At 67.9% G+C, this 18,655-nt stretch carries 20 protein-coding genes; 18 read left to right on the plus strand and 2 right to left on the minus strand.

Going from position 1 to position 18,655, the window contains the following annotated elements; all coding sequences use genetic code 11:
• Positions 1 to 54 precede the first annotated feature (54 nt).
• Positions 55 to 225, minus strand: coding sequence for a hypothetical protein (locus BZF59_RS16145; protein WP_158094228.1), 171 nt, complete (start codon positions 223 to 225; stop codon positions 55 to 57).
• A 199-nt stretch (positions 226 to 424) separates the two neighbouring features.
• Here BZF59_RS16145 and argB point away from each other — a divergent pair, with 199 nt between their 5' ends.
• The 17 genes from argB (at position 425) to BZF59_RS00855 (ending at position 15,083) form a co-directional block, all read left to right on the plus strand.
• The gene (gene argB, locus BZF59_RS00775; protein WP_086606343.1) at positions 425 to 1,348 is read left to right on the plus strand and encodes an acetylglutamate kinase; all 924 of its coding nucleotides are present in this window, start codon (positions 425 to 427) and stop codon (positions 1,346 to 1,348) included.
• 123 nt (positions 1,349 to 1,471) lie between these two features.
• The gene (locus BZF59_RS00780; protein WP_086606344.1) at positions 1,472 to 1,750 is read left to right on the plus strand and encodes a YggT family protein; all 279 of its coding nucleotides are present in this window, start codon (positions 1,472 to 1,474) and stop codon (positions 1,748 to 1,750) included.
• Positions 1,751 to 1,752: 2 nt separating this feature from the next.
• Positions 1,753 to 2,649 (plus strand): bifunctional methylenetetrahydrofolate dehydrogenase/methenyltetrahydrofolate cyclohydrolase FolD, encoded by an 897-nt coding sequence (gene folD, locus BZF59_RS00785; protein WP_086606345.1) that lies wholly within the window; start codon positions 1,753 to 1,755, stop codon positions 2,647 to 2,649.
• 17 nt (positions 2,650 to 2,666) lie between these two features.
• On the plus strand, positions 2,667 to 3,437 hold the full coding sequence (locus tag BZF59_RS00790; RefSeq protein WP_245805955.1) for a hypothetical protein: 771 nt from the start codon (positions 2,667 to 2,669) through the stop codon (positions 3,435 to 3,437).
• A gap of 73 nt (positions 3,438 to 3,510) precedes the next feature.
• Entirely contained in the window at positions 3,511 to 4,137 is a 627-nt protein-coding gene (locus BZF59_RS00795; RefSeq protein ID WP_086606443.1) for a MarC family protein, read from the plus strand.
• A gap of 151 nt (positions 4,138 to 4,288) precedes the next feature.
• Positions 4,289 to 4,870, plus strand: a complete 582-nt coding sequence (locus tag BZF59_RS00800; protein ID WP_086606347.1) for a TerD family protein — start codon at positions 4,289 to 4,291, stop codon at positions 4,868 to 4,870.
• A 56-nt stretch (positions 4,871 to 4,926) separates the two neighbouring features.
• Complete coding sequence (locus BZF59_RS00805; RefSeq protein ID WP_086606348.1) at positions 4,927 to 6,105, plus strand: TerD family protein; 1,179 nt, start codon at positions 4,927 to 4,929, stop codon at positions 6,103 to 6,105.
• A 44-nt stretch (positions 6,106 to 6,149) separates the two neighbouring features.
• Positions 6,150 to 7,214: a DUF475 domain-containing protein gene (locus BZF59_RS00810; RefSeq protein WP_086606349.1), complete on the plus strand. Its 1,065-nt coding sequence runs from the start codon at positions 6,150 to 6,152 to the stop codon at positions 7,212 to 7,214.
• A 79-nt stretch (positions 7,215 to 7,293) separates the two neighbouring features.
• The gene (locus BZF59_RS00815) at positions 7,294 to 7,872 is read left to right on the plus strand and encodes a TerD family protein (RefSeq protein WP_086606350.1); all 579 of its coding nucleotides are present in this window, start codon (positions 7,294 to 7,296) and stop codon (positions 7,870 to 7,872) included.
• 68 nt (positions 7,873 to 7,940) lie between these two features.
• The gene (locus tag BZF59_RS00820; protein ID WP_086606351.1) at positions 7,941 to 8,522 is read left to right on the plus strand and encodes a TerD family protein; all 582 of its coding nucleotides are present in this window, start codon (positions 7,941 to 7,943) and stop codon (positions 8,520 to 8,522) included.
• A gap of 11 nt (positions 8,523 to 8,533) precedes the next feature.
• On the plus strand, positions 8,534 to 9,697 hold the full coding sequence (locus BZF59_RS00825) for a S1C family serine protease (RefSeq protein WP_086606352.1): 1,164 nt from the start codon (positions 8,534 to 8,536) through the stop codon (positions 9,695 to 9,697).
• Positions 9,690 to 10,832: a phosphoribosyltransferase domain-containing protein gene (locus BZF59_RS00830; RefSeq protein WP_086606353.1), complete on the plus strand. Its 1,143-nt coding sequence runs from the start codon at positions 9,690 to 9,692 to the stop codon at positions 10,830 to 10,832. The genes BZF59_RS00825 and BZF59_RS00830 overlap by 8 nt, the downstream gene beginning before the upstream one ends.
• Entirely contained in the window at positions 10,829 to 11,584 is a 756-nt protein-coding gene (locus tag BZF59_RS00835; RefSeq protein WP_086606354.1) for an HAD family hydrolase, read from the plus strand. The genes BZF59_RS00830 and BZF59_RS00835 overlap by 4 nt, the downstream gene beginning before the upstream one ends.
• Positions 11,581 to 12,654, plus strand: a complete 1,074-nt coding sequence (locus BZF59_RS00840; RefSeq protein ID WP_086606355.1) for a cysteine protease StiP family protein — start codon at positions 11,581 to 11,583, stop codon at positions 12,652 to 12,654. The genes BZF59_RS00835 and BZF59_RS00840 overlap by 4 nt, the downstream gene beginning before the upstream one ends.
• On the plus strand, positions 12,651 to 13,568 hold the full coding sequence (locus tag BZF59_RS00845) for an HpcH/HpaI aldolase/citrate lyase family protein (protein WP_245805956.1): 918 nt from the start codon (positions 12,651 to 12,653) through the stop codon (positions 13,566 to 13,568). Before BZF59_RS00840 ends, BZF59_RS00845 begins: the two co-directional genes overlap by 4 nt.
• Positions 13,569 to 13,584: 16 nt before the next feature.
• Positions 13,585 to 14,544, plus strand: a complete 960-nt coding sequence (locus BZF59_RS00850) for a toxic anion resistance protein (RefSeq protein WP_158094229.1) — start codon at positions 13,585 to 13,587, stop codon at positions 14,542 to 14,544.
• 56 nt (positions 14,545 to 14,600) lie between these two features.
• Positions 14,601 to 15,083 carry a hypothetical protein gene (locus tag BZF59_RS00855; protein WP_086606357.1) on the plus strand — a complete coding sequence of 161 codons (483 nt, stop codon included), beginning with the start codon at positions 14,601 to 14,603 and terminating at the stop codon, positions 15,081 to 15,083.
• Here the strand turns inward: BZF59_RS00855 and BZF59_RS00860 are convergent.
• Positions 15,080 to 15,367 (minus strand): YciI family protein, encoded by a 288-nt coding sequence (locus tag BZF59_RS00860; protein ID WP_234036196.1) that lies wholly within the window; start codon positions 15,365 to 15,367, stop codon positions 15,080 to 15,082. The two genes, BZF59_RS00855 and BZF59_RS00860, sit on opposite strands and share 4 nt — an antisense overlap.
• Before the next feature lie 150 nt (positions 15,368 to 15,517).
• On the opposite strand from BZF59_RS00860, the gene putA reads away from it, so the two are divergent.
• Positions 15,518 to 18,652 carry a bifunctional proline dehydrogenase/L-glutamate gamma-semialdehyde dehydrogenase PutA gene (gene putA, locus BZF59_RS00865; protein ID WP_086606359.1) on the plus strand — a complete coding sequence of 1,045 codons (3,135 nt, stop codon included), beginning with the start codon at positions 15,518 to 15,520 and terminating at the stop codon, positions 18,650 to 18,652.
• The last annotated feature ends 3 nt before the right edge of the window (positions 18,653 to 18,655 follow it).

Raw genomic sequence — 18,655 nt, forward strand, 5'->3', positions numbered from 1 at the left:
ATAGCTGGGTCCCGGGTCAAGCCCGGGACGGGGAGGGGCGCCTCGCGCTCTCGCTCAGCCGTCGCTTTCCTCGCGCGGCGTGGTGCGCCGGTCGGCGCCGGTGCGGCGGTCGCCCTGCCGGCGGTCGGGGCCTTCGAAGGGGACCTGCGCCTTGCGCCGGTCACCCTGTCGCCGTCCGCCGCCGGAGAGGTCCGCGCCGTTGTCGTTCGTGCTGTCTTCGCCCATGCCTGTTCGTCCCTTCAGGCGAGGCCCGGCTGTGGCCGGTGTCACGCGCCCCTATTGCCGTTTCAGAAGTGCGACCGATGCGATAGGTTAACATCATAGTACGCAAATGCCTAATATGACGTTACCGCCCACCAAGCCGCTTGGCCGCGGGACGGCAAGACGCTAGGGCGCGCGGGCCACCGCGATGGGTGCGCGCAGGATGACAAGCCCGGTGACCGACAAGCCCAACCACCCCCAAGCCGTCTCGCCCGATCTCTCCAAGGCCGAAGTGCTGATCGAGGCGCTGCCCTATTTCCAGCGCTATGCCGGGCGCACCTTCGTGGTGAAATATGGCGGCCACGCGATGGGCGACGCGCAAGCCGCGCGCGACTTTGCCGAGGATATCGTGCTGCTGAAGGCGGTCGGCATCAACCCGGTGGTGGTCCACGGCGGCGGCCCGCAGATCGGCCAGATGCTGAAGCGGCTGGGGGTGGAGAGCACCTTCGTCGACGGGCTGCGCGTCACCGATGAGGCCACCGCCAAGGTCGCTGAAATGGTGCTCTCGGGCGCGATCAACAAGGAGCTGGTGGGCTGGATCGCCGCCGCCGGGGGCAAGGCGATCGGCATCTCGGGCAAGGACGGCGGGCTGGTGACGGCGAAGAAGGTCAGCCGCACCACCCGCGATCCCGACAGCAATATCGAGCAGGTGGTCGACCTGGGCTTCGTCGGTGAGCCGGCGGCGGTCGATACCACGGTAATCGACACGATGGTGGCCGCAGGGATGATCCCGGTGATTGCCCCGATCGCGCCGGGTGCGGATGGAGCCACCTACAACATCAACGCCGACACCATGGCCGGCGCGATCGCGGCGGCGCTGGGCGCGGCGCGATTGTTCCTGCTGACCGACGTGCAGGGCGTGCTGGGGGCTGACGGCGAACTGCTGACCGATCTCACCCCCGCTGACATTGCTACCTTGCGCGAAGACGGCGTGATCCGCGGCGGGATGGTGCCCAAGCTCGAGACGTGCGTCGCCGCAGTGCAATCGGGCTGCGAAGCGGCGGTGGTGCTCGATGGCCGGGTGGGCCATGCGATGCTGCTCGAATTCTTCACCGCCCGCGGCGCGGGCACGCTGGTGCGGGCCTGAGCCGCGCGCGCGGGAACTGGACTATGGCGCGAGGCGTATTAACAAGCTAATACGCCCAGCAAGGGACAAGACCGGGCGCGCGCCGCACAGGCCCGCGCGCTCACACAGTGGAAATGGAATACCATGGTACAGGCATTGATTGATATCCTGAGCAAGGTGATCGAAGTCGCCAACATGCTGCTGATCGTCTGGTTTCTGATCAGTCTGGCGTTCGCCTTCAACGTCATCAGCCCGCGCAACCAGTTCGCCTTTGCGGTGCATGATGCCCTGAGCCGGTTGTTCGAACCGGTGCTCCGCCCGATCCGCAAGCTCATGCCGAACACCGGCGCGATCGACTTTTCGCCCATGGTTTTCATCCTGATACTGTGGACTGTCTCCCGGCTCTTGCAGACGGCGGCATAGGGATGGCTGAAGCAGCGGTGATCGACGGCAAGGCTTTTGCCGCCACCCTGCGCGCCCGGATCGGCACGCTGGCGGCGGATTTCGTGCGGGCGACCGGACGGCGGCCCGGGCTTGCGGTGGTGCTGGTGGGCGAGGACCCGGCCAGCCAGGTCTATGTCGGGGCCAAGGCGCGCGCCTGCGAGGAGGCCGGGCTCGCCAGTTTCGAACATCGCCTGCCGGCCGAAACCAGCGAGGCGGAACTGCTGGTACTGGTCGAGCGCCTCAACCGCGATCCCGAGGTCGACGGGATTCTGGTGCAGATGCCGCTCCCGAATGGGCTGGACGAGCAGGCGGTGATCGCCGCGATCAGTCCGGACAAGGATGTCGACGGGTTCCACGTCATCAACGCCGGGCGCCTGTCGGTCGGGCAGACGGGCTTCGTGCCCTGCACGCCACTGGGTTGCCTGATGCTGCTGAAGGATCGTCACGGCGACCTGAGCGGGCTGGAGGCGGTGGTGATCGGCCGCTCGAACATCGTCGGCAAGCCGATGGCGCAGCTGCTTATCGATGCCAACGCCACCGTCACCATCGCGCACAGTCGCACGAAGAACCTTCCCGAGGTGGTGCGCCGCGCCGATATCGTGGTTGCGGCGGTGGGCCGCCCGGAGATGGTGCGCGGGGACTGGATCAAGCCGGGCGCGACCGTGATCGACGTCGGGATTAACCGCCTGCCGCCCACCGAGGAGAAGCCCAAGGGCCGTCTGGTCGGCGATGTCGCCTATGCCGAGGCGCGCGAGGTCGCAGGCGCGATCACGCCGGTGCCGGGCGGGGTCGGGCCGATGACAATCGCGGTGCTGCTCAGGAACACGCTGGTCGCAGCCCATGCCCACGCCGGGCTGGCCGCGCCCGAGGGGCTGTAATCCGAACGGAGGTGGCGATGCGCCGGTTAGTTGCTGTTCTTGCCATCACCGGACTTCTCGCCGCCTGTAGCGGGCAGGGCGGGCCGCCCAAGCCGAACAAGCGCCAGCTGGCGCAGATCGACCGTGCGCTCGCCACCGCGCCCGGCGCCGCGCAGCCGAGCACCATCGTCGCTGCTGAAATCGCCTTCTCCCGCGCCGCCCGTGAACGCGGACAGTGGACCGCCTTCCGCCTCTTCGCCGCGCCCGGTGCGCTGCTGCACGGCAAGGACGGCCCCTTCCCGATTCTGCCGTGGCTCGACACCCAGAAAGACCCGCCCGAGGCGGTGCAGTGGGAGCCGCGCGCGGTGGTGATGAGCTGCGACGGGGCCGTCGCGGTCAGCCAGGGGCGCTACCGCGATCCCGATGGCACAGTCGGCAATTTCGTCACCGTGTGGGAACGGCAGACCGATGGCAGCTATCGCTACATCTTCGATGTCGGCGGTGATGACGTGCCGCAGCCGCCGCCGAAGAAGCCGGTCGAGGATGGCAATATCGTCGTCACCGCGATCGATCTGGTGGAGGGTCTGGTCGCCACCTGTCCGCGCGGCGGGCCGGGCAGCACCCCGCCGCCGCCCGCGATCCCGATGGGCGAGGACGGCAAGGCCGATGCGAAGCTCTCGAAGGACGGCACGCTGCGCTGGCGCTGGGAACACCGCCCGGATGGCACCCGCTACATCGCCGTCGATTACGTCTATCAGGGCCGCTGGCTGACGGGGATCGAACAAAGCCTTGTGCCCACCGGCGATTGATGAAAGGGGCGCGCAAACCCCGCTGCAAGCGACCCTTCCCTGAAGCGACATCCCCCGAAGCGACATCATGGTGCTGACCGAACTCTTTCTTTCCGCCTTCGTCACCCTGTTCGTGGTGATCGACCCGCCCGGGTGCGCGCCGATCTATGCCGGGCTGACCAAGGGCGCGACCGCGGCGCAGGCCCGCACCATGGCGCTGCGGGCGACGTTCATCGCGGCGATCATCCTGCTGATCTTCGCGCTGTTCGGGCAGGAACTGCTGGGCGCGCTGCATATCGAGCTCGATTCCTTCCGCATTGCGGGCGGGCTGATGCTGTTCTTCATCGCTTTCGACATGGTATTCGAAAAGCGCACCCAGCGCCGCGAGGAGCGGGCCGAGAAGATCGCCGCCACCCCGGAGATCGAGGACGTCTCGGTCTTCCCCATGGCGATGCCGATGCTGGCCGGGCCGGGCGCGATCGCGGCGGTGATGCTGCTGATGAACGAGGCCGAGGGCTGGCCCGAGATGCTCGAGGTGCTCGCCGCGCTGGCTGCGGTGCTGGCGATCACGGCGGCCGCGCTGGTCGCCGCCGGGCCGCTGATCCGGCTGCTGGGCGACAAGGTCGAAGCGGTCATCACCCGCCTGCTCGGCGTGCTGCTGGCCGCGCTCGCGGCGCAATATGTGATCGACGGGCTGAAGGGCAGTTTCGCGCTGGTTTAGACCCTGCTGCGGCTGGCCGCGCGCTTAATCAAAACGTAACGATAACAACTGTAACTGCCCTGCAACCCCCGTGGTCGCAGGGTTGACACCCCTCTGGCCTTCGGGGATATCCCGAAATGGGACAGTTGCCGCGGTCGCGCGAGGGGGATGAGTGGGAGTTTCGCTTCAGAAAAGCCAGTCGGTGAGCCTCGCCAAGGAGGCACCGCACGGGCTTTCGCAGATCACCCTCGGGGTCGGCTGGGATGTCGCCAAGGGCGGCTTTTTCGGCGGGCTGTTCGGCGGGGGCGGGGACATTGATCTCGACGCCTCGTGCCTCACTTTCGATGCGAACAAGACCGTGCTCGAAGCGGTGTGGTTCGGCAAGCTCACCAATGCCGCGGGCACGATCCGCCACAGCGGCGACAACCTGACCGGCGAGGGCGAGGGCGATGACGAGAGCATCGCGATCAAGCTCGACCAGCTCGATGGCAAGGTCGAATATATCGTCCTCACCGTGAACAGCTTTCGCGGGCAGACCTTCGACAAGGTCGCCAATGCCTTTGGCCGGGTGGTCGACAACAAGAGCGGGCGCGAACTGGCGCGGTTCGACATTTCCGACAGCGGCCCGCACACCGGCCTGATCCTCGCCACCCTGTCGCGCAGCGGCGGGCAGTGGGATTTCAAGGCGATCGGTGAGCGCACCGGCGGGCGCACCGTCCATGATCTCGCCCCGGCAGCGCGCGCTGTCATCTGACCTTTGAACTTGCGCCCGGCGCGCCAACCAATTCAACTTGCCCGGAGAATTCTCGCATGCAGCTGCAACGTGGCGAAAAACGTGCCCTCGCCGATCTGGGGATCGCCCCGCAATGCACCGTTACGGTCGATTTCGGCATGGCCGGGATCGACATCGCCGCCTTCGGACTCGAGCCGGGGCAGAAGATCGGCGATGATCGCTATGTCGTGCTGTTCTCCAACCCGCGCTCGCCCGGCGGCGAGGTGGTGATGACAGCGGCGGGCAATTCCGCCACTTTCACCGTCGATCTGGCGGCCCTGCCCGCGAATATCGACCGGATCGTCTTCACCGCCACGCATGACAGCCGCGCGGTGGGCGAATCCCGTCCGCTGTCCGTCACTATCGATGGCGGCAAGGCGAGCTTCGATGCGGCTGCCGCGCTCACCAACGAAAAGGCGGTGATGCTGGCCGAGCTTTATCGCCATTCCTCGGGCTGGAAGCTGGGGACGATTGCGGCAGGCTTTGCCGGGGGGCTCGCGGCTCTGATCGGGCATTTCGGCGGCGAAGTGGCCGAAGCCGCCCCGCCGCCCCCACCGCCTCCGCCGCCCCCGGCACCGCCGCCGCCACCTCCCCCGCCGCCCGCCGCGCCGGTGAGCCTCAAGAAGATCAGCCTCGACAAGGGCAATTCCTCGGTCAGCCTCAAGAAGCAGGGGAGCAGCTTCGGGGAAATCGTGCTCAACCTCAACTGGACCGCGCGCACCCAGAAGAAGGGCTTCTTCGGCGGCACGCAGCAGCTCGATCTCGATCTCGGCGTGATCTTCGAACTGGCCGACGGCATGGGCGCAGGCTGCATCCAGGCGCTGGGCCGCAGCTTCGGTTCCTACCACCAGCCGCCCTTCATCGAATTGTCGGGCGATGACCGCACCGGCGCGGTTGCGGCGGGTGAGACGATCCGCGTCAACGGCCAGTATTTCGACTATATCCGCCGCATCGGCGTGTTTGCGCTGATCTACGAAGGCGCGCCCAACTGGGCGGAGACCGACGGCGTGGTGCGCCTCAACATTCCGGGCCAGCCCGAAATCGAAGTCCGCATGGACGAGGTCAACAGCCGTGAACGCCTGTGCGGGATCGCGGTGATCGACAATGTCGGCGGCGAATTGAAGATGAGCCGGCTGATGCGCTTCTACCAGAGCCAGAAGCCGTTCTCGGAAGATATCGGCGTCTATCTTCAGTGGACGCGCGGCAGTAAGGACTAGCTAAGACACTCGCCGCGCGACGCGGCCAAGGGGATAATAACGGGATGTTCAAGCATTTTGGGGGCTCTTTGCTGTTCACCCTCGCCGGGCTGCTGCTCGGCGCGTGGTATGGCTGGGAGCTGTATGGCACCATCGACGGCATGCTCGGGATCGTGTGGATCTGCGCGGTGCTGGCGGTTCTGGAAGTGTCGCTCTCCTTCGACAACGCGGCGGTCAACGCCTCGGTTCTGAAGGACATGGATCCGGTCTGGCAGCAGCGCTTCCTGACCTGGGGGATCGCGATCGCGGTGTTCGGGATGCGGATCGTCTTCCCGCTGGTGATCGTGATGGTCGCAGCCTCGTTGGGCCCGGTCGAGGCGATGAACCTCGCGCTCACCGATCCGGTGCGCTACCAGGAAATCGTCGAGGGCGCGCATATCGGGTTGATGGGCTTTGGCGGCGCCTTCCTCGGGATGGTCGGCCTCAACTACTTCTTCGACAGCGACAAGGAAGTGGACTGGATCGCCGCGATCGAGCGTCCGCTGGCCAAGGTTGCCGACATCGAAGCGGTGTCGATCGGGCTGGTGCTCGCGGCGACCTGGGGCGTTTCGACCGTGCTGGCCGATGCCGACGCGCTGACCTTCATCATCGCCGCCATCGCGGGCCTGCTCACCTATCTCGCGGTCGAGATCGTCAACCACGTGCTCGAACCGCCCACGCCCAGCACCGGCGATGTCGCCAAGGCGGGCTTCGGCGCGTTCCTCTATCTCGAAGTGCTCGATGCGAGCTTCTCGTTCGACGGGGTGATCGGGGCCTTCGCGCTCACCAACAACCTCATCATCATCGCCATCGGCCTCGGCATCGGTGCGATGTTCGTGCGTTCGATGACCATCTTCCTCGTCAAGAAGGGGACGATGAGCGAGTATCGCTACCTCGAACACGGGGCCTTCTATGCGATCCTCGCGCTGGCGGCGATCATGTACCTCAACACCTTCGTCCACATCTCCGAAGTCATCACCGGCCTGATCGGCGCGGTGCTGATCGGGCTCGCCTTCTGGTCCTCGGTGCGCTGGAACCGCGCCAACCCGGACGGTGATGGCGAAGGCGAAGGCGAAGAAGCCGTCGCCTGACACGGCGGCGCAATATTGCTGACGGATGGTCGCCGGAACGGGTCCGGCGACCGCCAGAACAAGGAAAGGAAGACGAAGAATGGCTATCTCGCTGTCAAAGGGTGGCAATGTCAGCCTGTCGAAGGAAGCCCCCGGGCTTGACCGCATCATGGTCGGCCTCGGCTGGGACGTGCGTGCAACCGATGGTCAGGATTTCGACCTCGATGCCTCGGCGTTCCTGTGCAAGACCGATGGCAAGGTCCGCAACGACATGGATTTCTGCTTCTACAACAACAAGAACGTCGCCGGCGGCGCGGTCATCCATCAGGGCGACAACCGCACCGGCGAAGGTGACGGCGATGACGAGCAGGTCGAGATCACCCTGTCCAAGCTCCCCGCCGATGTCGACAAGGTCGCGGTGGTGGTAACGATCCATGAGGGCGACAAGAACGGCCAGACCTTCGGTCAGGTGTCGAACGCCTTCATCCGGCTGGTCGACGCCAACAACAACAACGAAGTCGTGCGCTACGACCTGTCGGAAGACGCTTCGGTCGAAACCGCGATGATCCTCGGCGAAGTCTATCGCCATGGGGCCGAATGGAAGTTCCGCGCTGTGGGTCAGGGCTTCAAGGGCGGCCTCGGCCCGCTCGCCGGGCACTTCGGCGTCAACGTCGGCTAATCGGCTGCGCGCGCGGTTCCGGCACAGGCCGGGGCCGCGCGCCGCGCTGTCACAAGGAACAGGCAAAGATGGCGGTTTCGCTCAAGAAGGGCGGCAATGTGTCGCTCTCGAAAGAGGCTCCGGGGCTGAATGCGGTCACGGTCGGGCTCGGCTGGGACGTGCGCCGCACCGACGGCGCGGCCTTCGACCTCGATGCCTCGGCCTTCGTGCTCGGGGCGAACGACAAGGTGCTGTCGGACGCGCATTTCATCTTCTACAACAACAAGGTCTCGCCCGATGGCGCGGTGATCTACGGCGGCGACAACCGCACCGGCGAAGGCGAGGGCGATGACGAGACGATCATCGTCGATTTCGGCAAGCTCAGCGCGGACGCCAAAAAGGTCGTCGTCGCGGTGACGATCCACGACGGCGAGACCAAGGGCCAGAACTTCGGCTCGGTCCAGAACGCCTTCGCGCGCGTCACCAACAATGCCGACGGGCGCGAACTGGCGCGTTACGACCTGTCGGAAGACGCTTCGATGAATGTCGCGATGATCTTCGTCGAACTCTACCGCGGCAATGAAGGCGACATCAAGGTCAAGGCCATCGGCGAAGGCTGGCGCAGCGGGCTCGAAGGGCTGGCGAGCGCGATGGGCGTCAACGTCGGCTGATCGGCCAAGCGATGCAGCCCGCCCTGCCCGGACAGCGCCTTGCGATCACGCCCAAGGCCGATTGCCGCATCCACCTGCGCGGGGCCGAGGGCCAGCGCATTGCGGTGGCGGCAATCAGCCAGGGCGGCGGCGGGCGCGTGCTCGCCTTCGACCGGCTCGATCCGCAGCAGTGGTTCATGCAGGGCATGGCCGAGCTGGAGGGCGATTTCGAGATCGTCGCCTATGTCATGGACGATCGCCACGGCGGCTTCGTCAACGCCGCCTATCCGATCGAATTCATGGTAGATGGCACCACCCACCAGATGCCGCAGCCGGCTGAGCAGCTGGCGGCGGTGATCCTCGCCGAGGTCTATACCCGCAATGGCGAGCGGCGGATGAAGCTGTCGAACGAGGGCTTCACCTTCGGGATCGACGCCTATGTCCGCGCGCGCAATCTCGCCGGGGTGCAGGTGCCGTTCCGCAATACGCCGGATGTGCCGCCCCCCGGAAATCATGGGGGCAACGGCCCGATCCCGCATCCCGACGGGCGCGGGCATAACCGGCCAAAACCTGCTCCCGGCCAATTGCTCGGGTCGGGGAGCGGGGTGCTGATCGCGCCCGATATCATCGTTACCAATGCCCATGTAATCGAGGACGGGCAGCGCTTCGAAATCGGCCCCGCGCGCGATGTCGCGGTGACGCTGGCGGTCGACGTGCAGCACGATCTCGCGCTGCTGCGCTGCCAGACGCGCGGCGAGCCGCTGCCGATCCGCATCGGATCGCCGCTGTTTCTGGGCGAGGACATCATGGCCGCCGGCTTTCCGCTGATCGACGTGCTGGGCGCCGATCTCAAGGTCACCACCGGCAATGTCTCGGGCCTGACCGGGGGCGGGGGCGACGTCTCGCGCTTCCAGTTTTCCGCGCCAATCGGATCGGGATCATCGGGGGGCGCGATCATCGACGAGTTCGGCAATCTGGTCGGCGTGACCTCGGCCAGCCTCGCGCATGATAATATGCGCAACCGGGGATCGATCTCCGAGAACGTCAATTTCGGCATCCGCGCCGCGCTGGTCTATGAAATGGCGGCAGCGGCGGGGGCGGATCTGCCTCCGATGGCGGTCTCGACCGACAATCTGCGCCGCAACGTGGTGGCGCGCGCGCGCAATGCGGTGGTTCCCATCATCGTCCATGCCTGAGGATGCGCCGGGCCGGGTCAAGGTCGATCTGCCGACCGGCACGCTGGTGCTGCACGATGTCGCGCCGGAGCGGGTTGCCAACCTGTGCCAATTCGCCGCACGTGCCAATCCCAAGCGGGGCTTCCTGATCGTTTCGACGGTGCTCGGGCGGCACCTGCCCACGCCGCCGCAGGCCCTGCGCGCCGCCGCCGATGCACTCGCCGCGCAATTGCCGGGCGATCTGCCCGAACCCGTGCTGTTCTGCGGCATGGCCGAGACCGCGACGGGGCTGGCGCAAGCGGTCTGGGCGGCATGGCGCGCGCGGCATCCGGGGGCCGAAAGCGCCTATGTCCAGTCGAGCCGCCAGACCGTCACGGGCGCGCGCATCCTGTGCCGGTTCGAGGAAGACCACAGCCACGCCGCCAGCCACATGGTGCAGGTCAGCACAGAGGTTGAGCCCATGCTCGCCGCCGCGCACAGCCTTGTCATCGTCGACGACGAATGCAGCACCGGCGCGACCTTTGTCGAGGCAGCCGAGGCGCTGGTGGCGGCGCTCCCGCAGATCGAACGGGTCGCCTGCGCCAGCCTCACCGATTGGAGCGCAGGAGCCTTCCTCGCGCGTATGCCGCGCCCCGCCAGCGCCCATTCGCTGATCGCGGGGACGCTGGAATGGACGCCGGGGGCAGGGCAGGTCGCAGCAAAGCTCGCCCCCACCGCCAACCGCCACGGCACCGCGCCCGCCAGCGGAATGCGCAGCCGCACCGGGCTGCTCGCACCTGAGGCCGCCATCCGCGCGCCCATCACAACCGCGCCGGCCGAGCGCGTGCTGGTGCTGGGCGACGGCGAACACGCCTACGAGGCGCTGTGCATCGCCGAGGACATCGCCGCGCAGGGGGGCGTGCCCGCGCTCCAGTCGATCACCCGCACTCCGGCGCTGCTTGGCCATGCGATGCGCAGCGTCGCCACGCTGGCGGACGCCTATGGCTCGGGCGCGACGTGCCATGTCTACAACCTCCTCGCCCACGACCCCGCGCGCATCGTGATCGCCGCCGAGATTGAGGGCGGGCAGGCCGAGGCGCTGCGCGGCTGGCTCGCCGAAGCGGGCAGCGACGCTGTGGTGGAGCTGGCGCTGTGCCGCTATGGCGAGGCCCCGTGACCGCGCTTACCCCCCTGATTCTCGCCGATCTCGACGACAGCCTGTTCCAGACCCGCGGCAAGTGCGGCGACTGGCCGGAGGCGCGCCTGCGCCCGATGAGCCGCCTCGTCGATGGCGCGCCGAGCGGCTATGCCACTCCGCCGCAGCAGGGCTTGCTGGCATGGCTGGCGCATGGCGAGGTCGTCCCCGTCACGGCCCGCAGCCGCGCGGTTCTGGCGCGGGTCGATATCGCGCAGGCCCCGGCGATCTGCGCCAATGGTGGCTGCATCCTCACCGCCGAAGGCACGCCCGACAGGGTGTGGCACAAGCGGCTCGAAGCGCTCGCCGCGGCGGGCACGCCCCCGGCGGCGCTCTATCCGCAGCTCACCGACACGCTCGACAGCGCCGCCTTCCGCCACTGGATCGTGAGCGATGGGGGGCTCGACCTCTATATCGTCATCAAGAGCAATCTGGGGGACGAAGCGGGTCTCGCCGCGCTGGCCGAGGCGCTGGCGGAGCGCCTGCCCCAAGGCTGGCGCATCCACGCCAATGGCAACAACCTCGCCTTTCTGCCGCCCTGGCTGAGCAAGCGCGCGGCGGTGCGATACTGGCTCGAAGCCGTGCGCCGCGATACGCCCGAGCGGCTGGTGGTGGGGATCGGGGATTCGTGGTCCGACGCGGGCTTTCTCGACCTTTGCCATATGGCGATGATCCCGACGCAGGCGCAACTGTGGCAGCACATCGCGCGCGGGCACAGCTGGATCGACGGATGAGCGGCTTTTCCGGCTCCTACGCGCCCGAGGATGTGACCTTCCTGCTGAAGCCCGCCGCGGTCGCGCTGACGGGCGTGGCGGAAAAGGAGGCGCTGATCCAGTCGGGCGCGCGGCATTATTCCGAGATGCTGTCGGAAGAGCGCTTGCCCGACGACCGCTATCTCGCGCTCTACCGCGCGGCGCTGGCGCGCAATGGCGGGCGCTTGAGAGCCGATGTCGAGACACTCGCCGATGCCATCGCCGCGCGCCCTGAGACCGCGCGCAGTTGCACGATCATCTCGCTCGCCCGTGCGGGCACGCCCATCGGCGTGCTGCTGCGCCGTGCGCTGGTTCGGCGCGGGCTCGATGTGGCGCATTATTCGATCAGCATCATCCGCGGTCGCGGGATCGACCGGGTGGCGCTCGCCCACATTGCCGCGCTGCGCGGGACGGCGGATGCGGTGTTCGTCGACGGGTGGACGGGCAAGGGCGCGATTACCGGGGAGCTCGAGGCGAGCCTTGCCGATGGCACTGCGGGCTTTGCGCCCTTTCTCGCGGTGATCGCCGATCCGGCGGGCTGTGCCAGTCTGGCGGCGACCTCGGAGGATTACCTGATCCCCTCCGGCATCCTCGGCGCGATCGTCTCGGGGCTGTTCAGCCGCTCGGTGCTGTCGGAAGATCTGGTGGGGCGGGGCGAATTCCACGCCTGCCGCCACCTCACCGAGCACGCCGCTGCCGACCAGTCGCGTGCCTTCGTCGATGCCATCGAGGCCGCGCCCCTGCCGCAGCAGACCTTTCCGGGCTGGAGCCCCGAAGGCGCGCGCGAAAGCCGCGCGGCCTGCACCGCGCTGGTGGAAGGGCTGATGAGCGAATACGCCGTCACCAACGTCAACCGCATCAAGCCCGGCATCGCCGAAGCGACCCGCGCCGTGCTGCGCCGGGTGCCGCACGCGGTGTTCGTGCGCGATCCGAATGATGCGGAAGTGGCCCATCTGCTGCACCTTGCCGATCAAAGCGGCGTAGAGGTGCACCAGCGGGAACTCGGAAACTACCGGGCCGTAACCCTGATAGCCAAGGCTGGAGACGCATGATGACCAAAGCCGTCGACCTGGGGGCCACGCTCTACATCCCGGTGCAGCACCCGCGCCTGCCCGAGCTGCTGGCGGGGGCCAATCCCGATCTGCGCTCGGTGGTGATCTGTCTGGAGGATTCGCTGCACGAGGCGGACGTGGGCGCCGCGCAGGAGGTGTTCACCGCGATCCTCAGGATGCTTGAGGCGGTGCCGCCGCAGCTGATCGTCTATACCCGCCCGCGCTCGCCCGCCATGCTCAGCTGGATGCAGGCGCAGCCGGGGATCGCGCGGCTGGCGGGCTTCGTCTTGCCCAAGATCACCACTGCGAACCTCGCCGACTGGCTGGCGCGGCTGGAGGGTTTCCTGCACGGGATCATGCCCACCATCGAGAGCGCCGAGGCTTTCGACCGCGCCGCGCTCACCCGGCTGGCGGGCGCGCTGGCGCCGCTGGGCGAGCAGGTTCATGCGGTCAGGATCGGCGGGAACGACATCCTCAACGTCCTCGGCGTGCGCCGCTCGCGGGAGCGGACGGCCTATGACGGGCCGCTCGGCCTCGCCATCTCCACCATGGCAAGCGTGTTCCTGCCCGAGGGGCTGGCGCTGTCGGCCCCGGTGTTCGAGCATTACGCCCAGACCGATCTGCTGCGTGAGGAAGTCGCGCGCGATCTCGAGCATGGCCTGCTCACCAAGACCGCGATCCACCCCTCGCAGGTGGCGATCATCCACGAGGCGTTGCGCCCCGCCGCCAGCGAGGTCGAGGACGCGCGCGCGATCCTTGCGCGCGAGGCGCGGGCGGTGTTCGGGCAGGGGGGCAGCATGTGCGAGCCGACCACCCATGCGCGCTGGGCCGCAGGCGTGCTCGACCGGGCAGGCGTGCATGGCATCGCCGGGGCCGCACCGGGGCTTCCGCAAGCGCCCACCCGGGTCGCCTGACTCCGCCCGAGCGACCGTGCCCGTCCCCGCCATCTCCAAGCGCCGTCATGCGGAACTGGCCGGGCAGGCGCTCAAATATGTCGCCGAACTGGCGCAGATCGAGCCCTTGAGCCCGGCCTTCGACCACAAGCTCGAAGCCATCCACACACTCGGTAGCGACGAAATCGCCGCGCTCGGCGCGCGCCATGCGGGCAGCCTCGCCCATGTCGCGCCGCCGCCGACCGATGGCATCGCCGCCGCGATTGCCGCGCTGCGGCGCATGGCCGAGAGCCTCGAACCGCTGCGGCAAGGCAATCTGGCGGAAGGCGGCAAGCGCTTCGGACTGTTCGCCGCCAAGCCCGATCCGGCGGCCTATTTCCGCCGCTACCGCGCCGCGCAAGGCGGCATCGAGGCGGCGCTCGCCCGCCTCACCCGCGAGCGTGACGGGCTGCTGCGCGCCAATGTCGCGCTCGAGGTGGAGCGCGCCAGCCTCGCCGCGCCGCTGGCGGTGCTGAGCGAACAGACGCTGTTTGCGCAAGAAGTCGCGCTCACGCTCGAAGCGCGGGCCGATACGATGGCGGCGCGCGAGCCGATGCGCGCGCAGCGGCTGCGCTCCGATGCGCTCCACGCGGTGCGCAGCCGCCAGCGCGATATCGCAGAAGCCCGCGCGCTCGCCCAGCAGGCGGTGGCGGCAAGGGAGATCGTCACCGATACCAACCGGCGCCTTGTCGAGGGCATCGAACAGGCGACCGAGACCATGGTGCTGGTGCTGCGGACCGCCATCGTCGCCGCCCGCCTGATTGCCCGGCAGGAGCTGGTGCTCGACGGGATCGCCAGTCTCAACCGCGCGGCGAGCAACCTCATCGCCAGCGACGAACCGGTCTGCGCCGAGGCAGACGCGGCTGCCTTGCAGGAGGCCTTCGCGCGGCTTTACCACGCACTCGACCAGCTTGATCACGAGCGCGCGGCGATCACCACCCTTTCCCCAAGCGGTTAGCCGGTCTAAAGACACCTCCGTCAGCCCCTCGCCGGGCAAAGGAGACGTCAAGGGCCGTGGGTCTGTTCGAAACGCTCAGGAAGATGTTCGCCGCGCCCGATGTGGAGCCTGCGCCGCCGGCCCGGTCTGCGCCGGCCCCCGCTGCTCCGCAGCGCCCGGCCTTCGACTACAGCGACGCGCGCATCCCTACCGGCGCGCGCGAGAAGATCGCCGGGATCCTCGCCAGCCTCGACGAGGTCGAAGCGATGATGGACCGCGAACAGGTGCAGGCGGTCAGCCGCACTGAGATCGAGCTGATGCGCGGCGAACACCTGCCCAAGCTGGTCAAGAGCTACATCGACATTCCCCCCGCGCACCGCGCCGAGATTTTCCGCACCACCGGCAAATCGGCGAGCTTCATCCTCGAGGAAAGCCTCGAGGCGATGCAGGGCCGGATCGACGAGATCGCGCGCAATCTCGCGCAGCACGATCTGGATGCCTTCGCCAGCAACGCGGCCTTCATCAGCCGCCGCTACAGCGACAATGATCCCTTCCGCTAGGCCCAGTCGCCCAGCAGCGGGGTGAATTCGTCCACCCGGATCAGCTGCCACACCCCGCCGGTGAGGTAGGGATCGTCTGCCAGCAGCGCGCGCGCGGCGGCTTCGTCTTCGGCCTTGACGATCAGCAGCGAGCCGATGATCAGGCCATCCGCGCGCTTCAACGGGCCGACGATCACGAAATGCTCGGCATTGGCGTGGATGAATTCGAGATGCGCGGGGCGATGGATCGCGCGCAGCCGTCCGCCGTCTTCGCCGTCGCGGCAGTGAAAGCAGAACATCCGCATTCGTGTGGCCCCCATGAACAAGGCCGGACGCTACCCGCAAGGCGTGGCCGGGGCAAGGGAGGCCGGACCGTTGCAAAGACTGCGCTTGAAGCGCAGCCTTGCGGGGTTCAGAGCGCCGCAAATCCCCCGAATCGTTTCAGGTAACACTCTATGGCCGACTACACCGCCCCCTCCAGCATCGACCGCGCCGACCTTCGCCGCGCCTATCGTCAGGACGAGGAGGCCTGCATCGCCGAGCGGCTGGAGCAGGCCGCGCCGGCGGCGCGGGTGCATGATGCGGCGGCGGGTCTTGCGATCGACCTGATCGAGGGCGCGCGCGCCAAGAAGGCGAGCGGGATCGACGCCTTCCTCCAGCAATATGGCCTCGATACCGAGGAAGGCATCGCGCTGATGTGCCTTGCCGAAGCGCTGCTGCGCGTGCCCGATGCCGCGACCGCCGATGCGTTGATCCGCGACAAGATCGGGAGCATCGAATGGGGCGAGCATCTCGGCGAAAGCTCCTCCACCTTCGTCAACGCGGCGACCTTCTCGCTGATGCTGACCGGCGAAGTGCTCGATCCGCCCGAGGCGCGCCAGCGCGGCATGGGCGGGGTGCTCAAGCGCGCGATTAACCGGCTGGGCGAACCAGTGATCCGCACCGCGACCGCGCAGGCGATGAAGATTCTGGGCGGCCAGTTCGTCTTCGGCCGCACTATCGACGAAGCGCTGAAGCGCGCCGCGCCCGAACGCGCGCGCGGGATTACCCACAGCTTCGACATGCTCGGCGAAGCGGCGATGACTTTTGAGGATGCCGAGAAATACCGGCAGGCCTATGAAGGCGCGCTCACCCGGCTGGCGCGCGAAGCGGGGGCGGGGGTCGTCGCGTCGCCGGGGATCTCGGTCAAGCTCTCGGCGCTGCATCCCAAATACACGATCTTCCACGCGGAGCAGACGCGCGCGGACATGGTGCCGGTGGTGAAGGCGCTGGCGCTGAAGGCGCGGGATGCCGACATCCACTTCACCATCGACGCTGAGGAGGCCGAGCGGCTGGAACTCAGCCTCGACATCATCGAGGCACTGGTCGCCGATGACGAGCTGTTCCAGCGCCCCGATGGCAGCCGGTGGGAAGGCTTCGGCCTTGCCATTCAGGCCTATCAGAAGCGTGGGCTTGCGGTGTGCGACTGGGCGGGCAAGCTGGCCCGGCGGCACGGGCGCAAGCTGTTCGTGCGGCTGGTGAAGGGCGCCTATTGGGACAGCGAGATCAAGCTCAGCCAGGTGGGCGGCTATACCGATTACCCGGTCTTCACCCGCAAGGTCGCGACCGATGTCAGTTACCTCGCCTGCGCCGCGCGGCTGTTTGAACACGCCGACGTGATCCACGCCGCTTTCGCCACGCACAACGCCTACACCATCGGCGCGATCAAGAGCATGAGCGAGGGCAAGCCTTTTGAGTTTCAACGCCTGCACGGCATGGGCGAGGAAGTTTACGAGGCGCTCCACGCGATCGAGGGCAACCGGAAGACGCCGGTCAGGATCTATGCGCCGGTCGGCGGGCACAAGGAATTGCTCGCCTATCTGGTGCGCCGGTTGCTGGAAAACGGGGCCAATACCAGCTTCGTCAACCGCATGGGCGATGCCGATATTCCGGCGGAAGAACTCGTGGGCGATCCGGTGGCGGAGCTTGCCGCGATGAGCCCGCGCCGCAATCCCGCCATCCCGCTGCCCAAGGACATCTTCGGTGCGCGCCGGAACAGCGCCGGGATCGACCTCAGCGACCCGACCGTGCGCGAGCCGCTGATGGAGCGGCTGACCGCGCTCGAGAGCAAGCCCTGGCGCGCCGAGCCGACGTTCCTCGCCAGCACCGCCGGGGAAATCGCCCCCATCACCATGCCGCACGATCTCTCCGTGGTGATCGGCACCCGCCGCGATGCGACCGCAGAGGAGGTGGACGCCGCTGTCACCCGTGCTGCCGCGATCCAGCCCGGCTGGGACTCGCTCGGCGGAGAGGCGCGCGCGCTACTGCTCGAGGAAGCTGCCGACCTGTTCGAGGCGCATACCGACGAATTCCTCAGCCTGTGCCAGCGCGAGGCGGGCAAGACCCTGCTCGACGCGGTGCTCGAACTGCGCGAGGCGGTGGACTTCCTGCGCTTCTACGCTGCCGAAGCGCGCCGGCAGTTCGCTGCGCCCACCATCCTGCCCGGGCCGACGGGGGAGGAGAACTCGCTCTCGCTCCACGGGCGCGGGGTGTTCGCCACGATCAGCCCGTGGAACTTCCCGCTGGCGATCTTCACCGGCATGGCCGCCGCCGCGCTCGCCGCGGGCAATGCGGTGATCGCCAAGCCTGCCGAACAGACCCCGCTGATCGCCGCGTTGGCGGTGAAGCTGTGCCACGAAGCGGGCATCCCGGCCGAGGCTTTCCAGCTACTCCCCGGCGCCGGGCCGGTCGGGCAGATGATCACCGCCCACCCCAGGCTGGCGGGTGTCGCCTTCACCGGATCGACCGAGACCGCGCAGGCGATCAACCGCACGCTCGCCGGGCGCGACGGCCCGATCGCTACGCTGATCGCCGAGACCGGCGGGCAGAACGCGATGATCGTCGACAGCTCGGCCCTGCCCGAACAGGTGGTGCGCGACGTGCTGGCGAGCGCTTTCCAGAGCGCGGGGCAGCGCTGCTCGGCCTTGCGGGTGCTTTACCTTCAGGACGACATCGCCGACCCCATGCTGGCGATGATCCGCGGCGGGTTCGAGGCGCTGAACATTGGCGATCCGGCGGATTTCGCCACCGATGTCGGCCCGGTGATCGACCCCGACGCGCAGGCGCGGCTCGAACGCCATGTCGCGCGCTGCCTCGCCTCGGAACGCACCGTCACCCGCTTGCCGCTCCCGCCGGGGGTGGAGAAGGGCTGCTTCGTCGCGCCCACCATCGTCGAGATCGGCGGGATCGGCGATCTGGCGCGCGAGCATTTCGGCCCCGTCCTCCACGTCGCGCGCTTCAAGGCGAGCCAGCTCGGGCAGGTGGTCGAGGACATCAACGCCAGCGGCTACGGCCTCACGCTCGGCCTGCACAGCCGCATCGCCGAAACGCGGCGCTTTGTTCAGGCGCGTGCCAGAGTGGGCAATTTCTACGTCAACCGTAACCAGATCGGTGCGGTGGTGGAAAGCCAGCCCTTCGGCGGCGAGGGGCTTTCGGGCACCGGGCCCAAGGCGGGCGGGCCGCACTACCTCGCGCGCTTTGCCACCGAACGGGTGATGACCATCGACACCACCGCCGCGGGCGGCAACGCGAGCCTGCTGGCGGCGGGTTGAGGG

It is taken from the genome of Erythrobacter donghaensis (assembly GCF_002155425.1).
GTDB lineage: Bacteria > Pseudomonadota > Alphaproteobacteria > Sphingomonadales > Sphingomonadaceae > Erythrobacter > Erythrobacter donghaensis.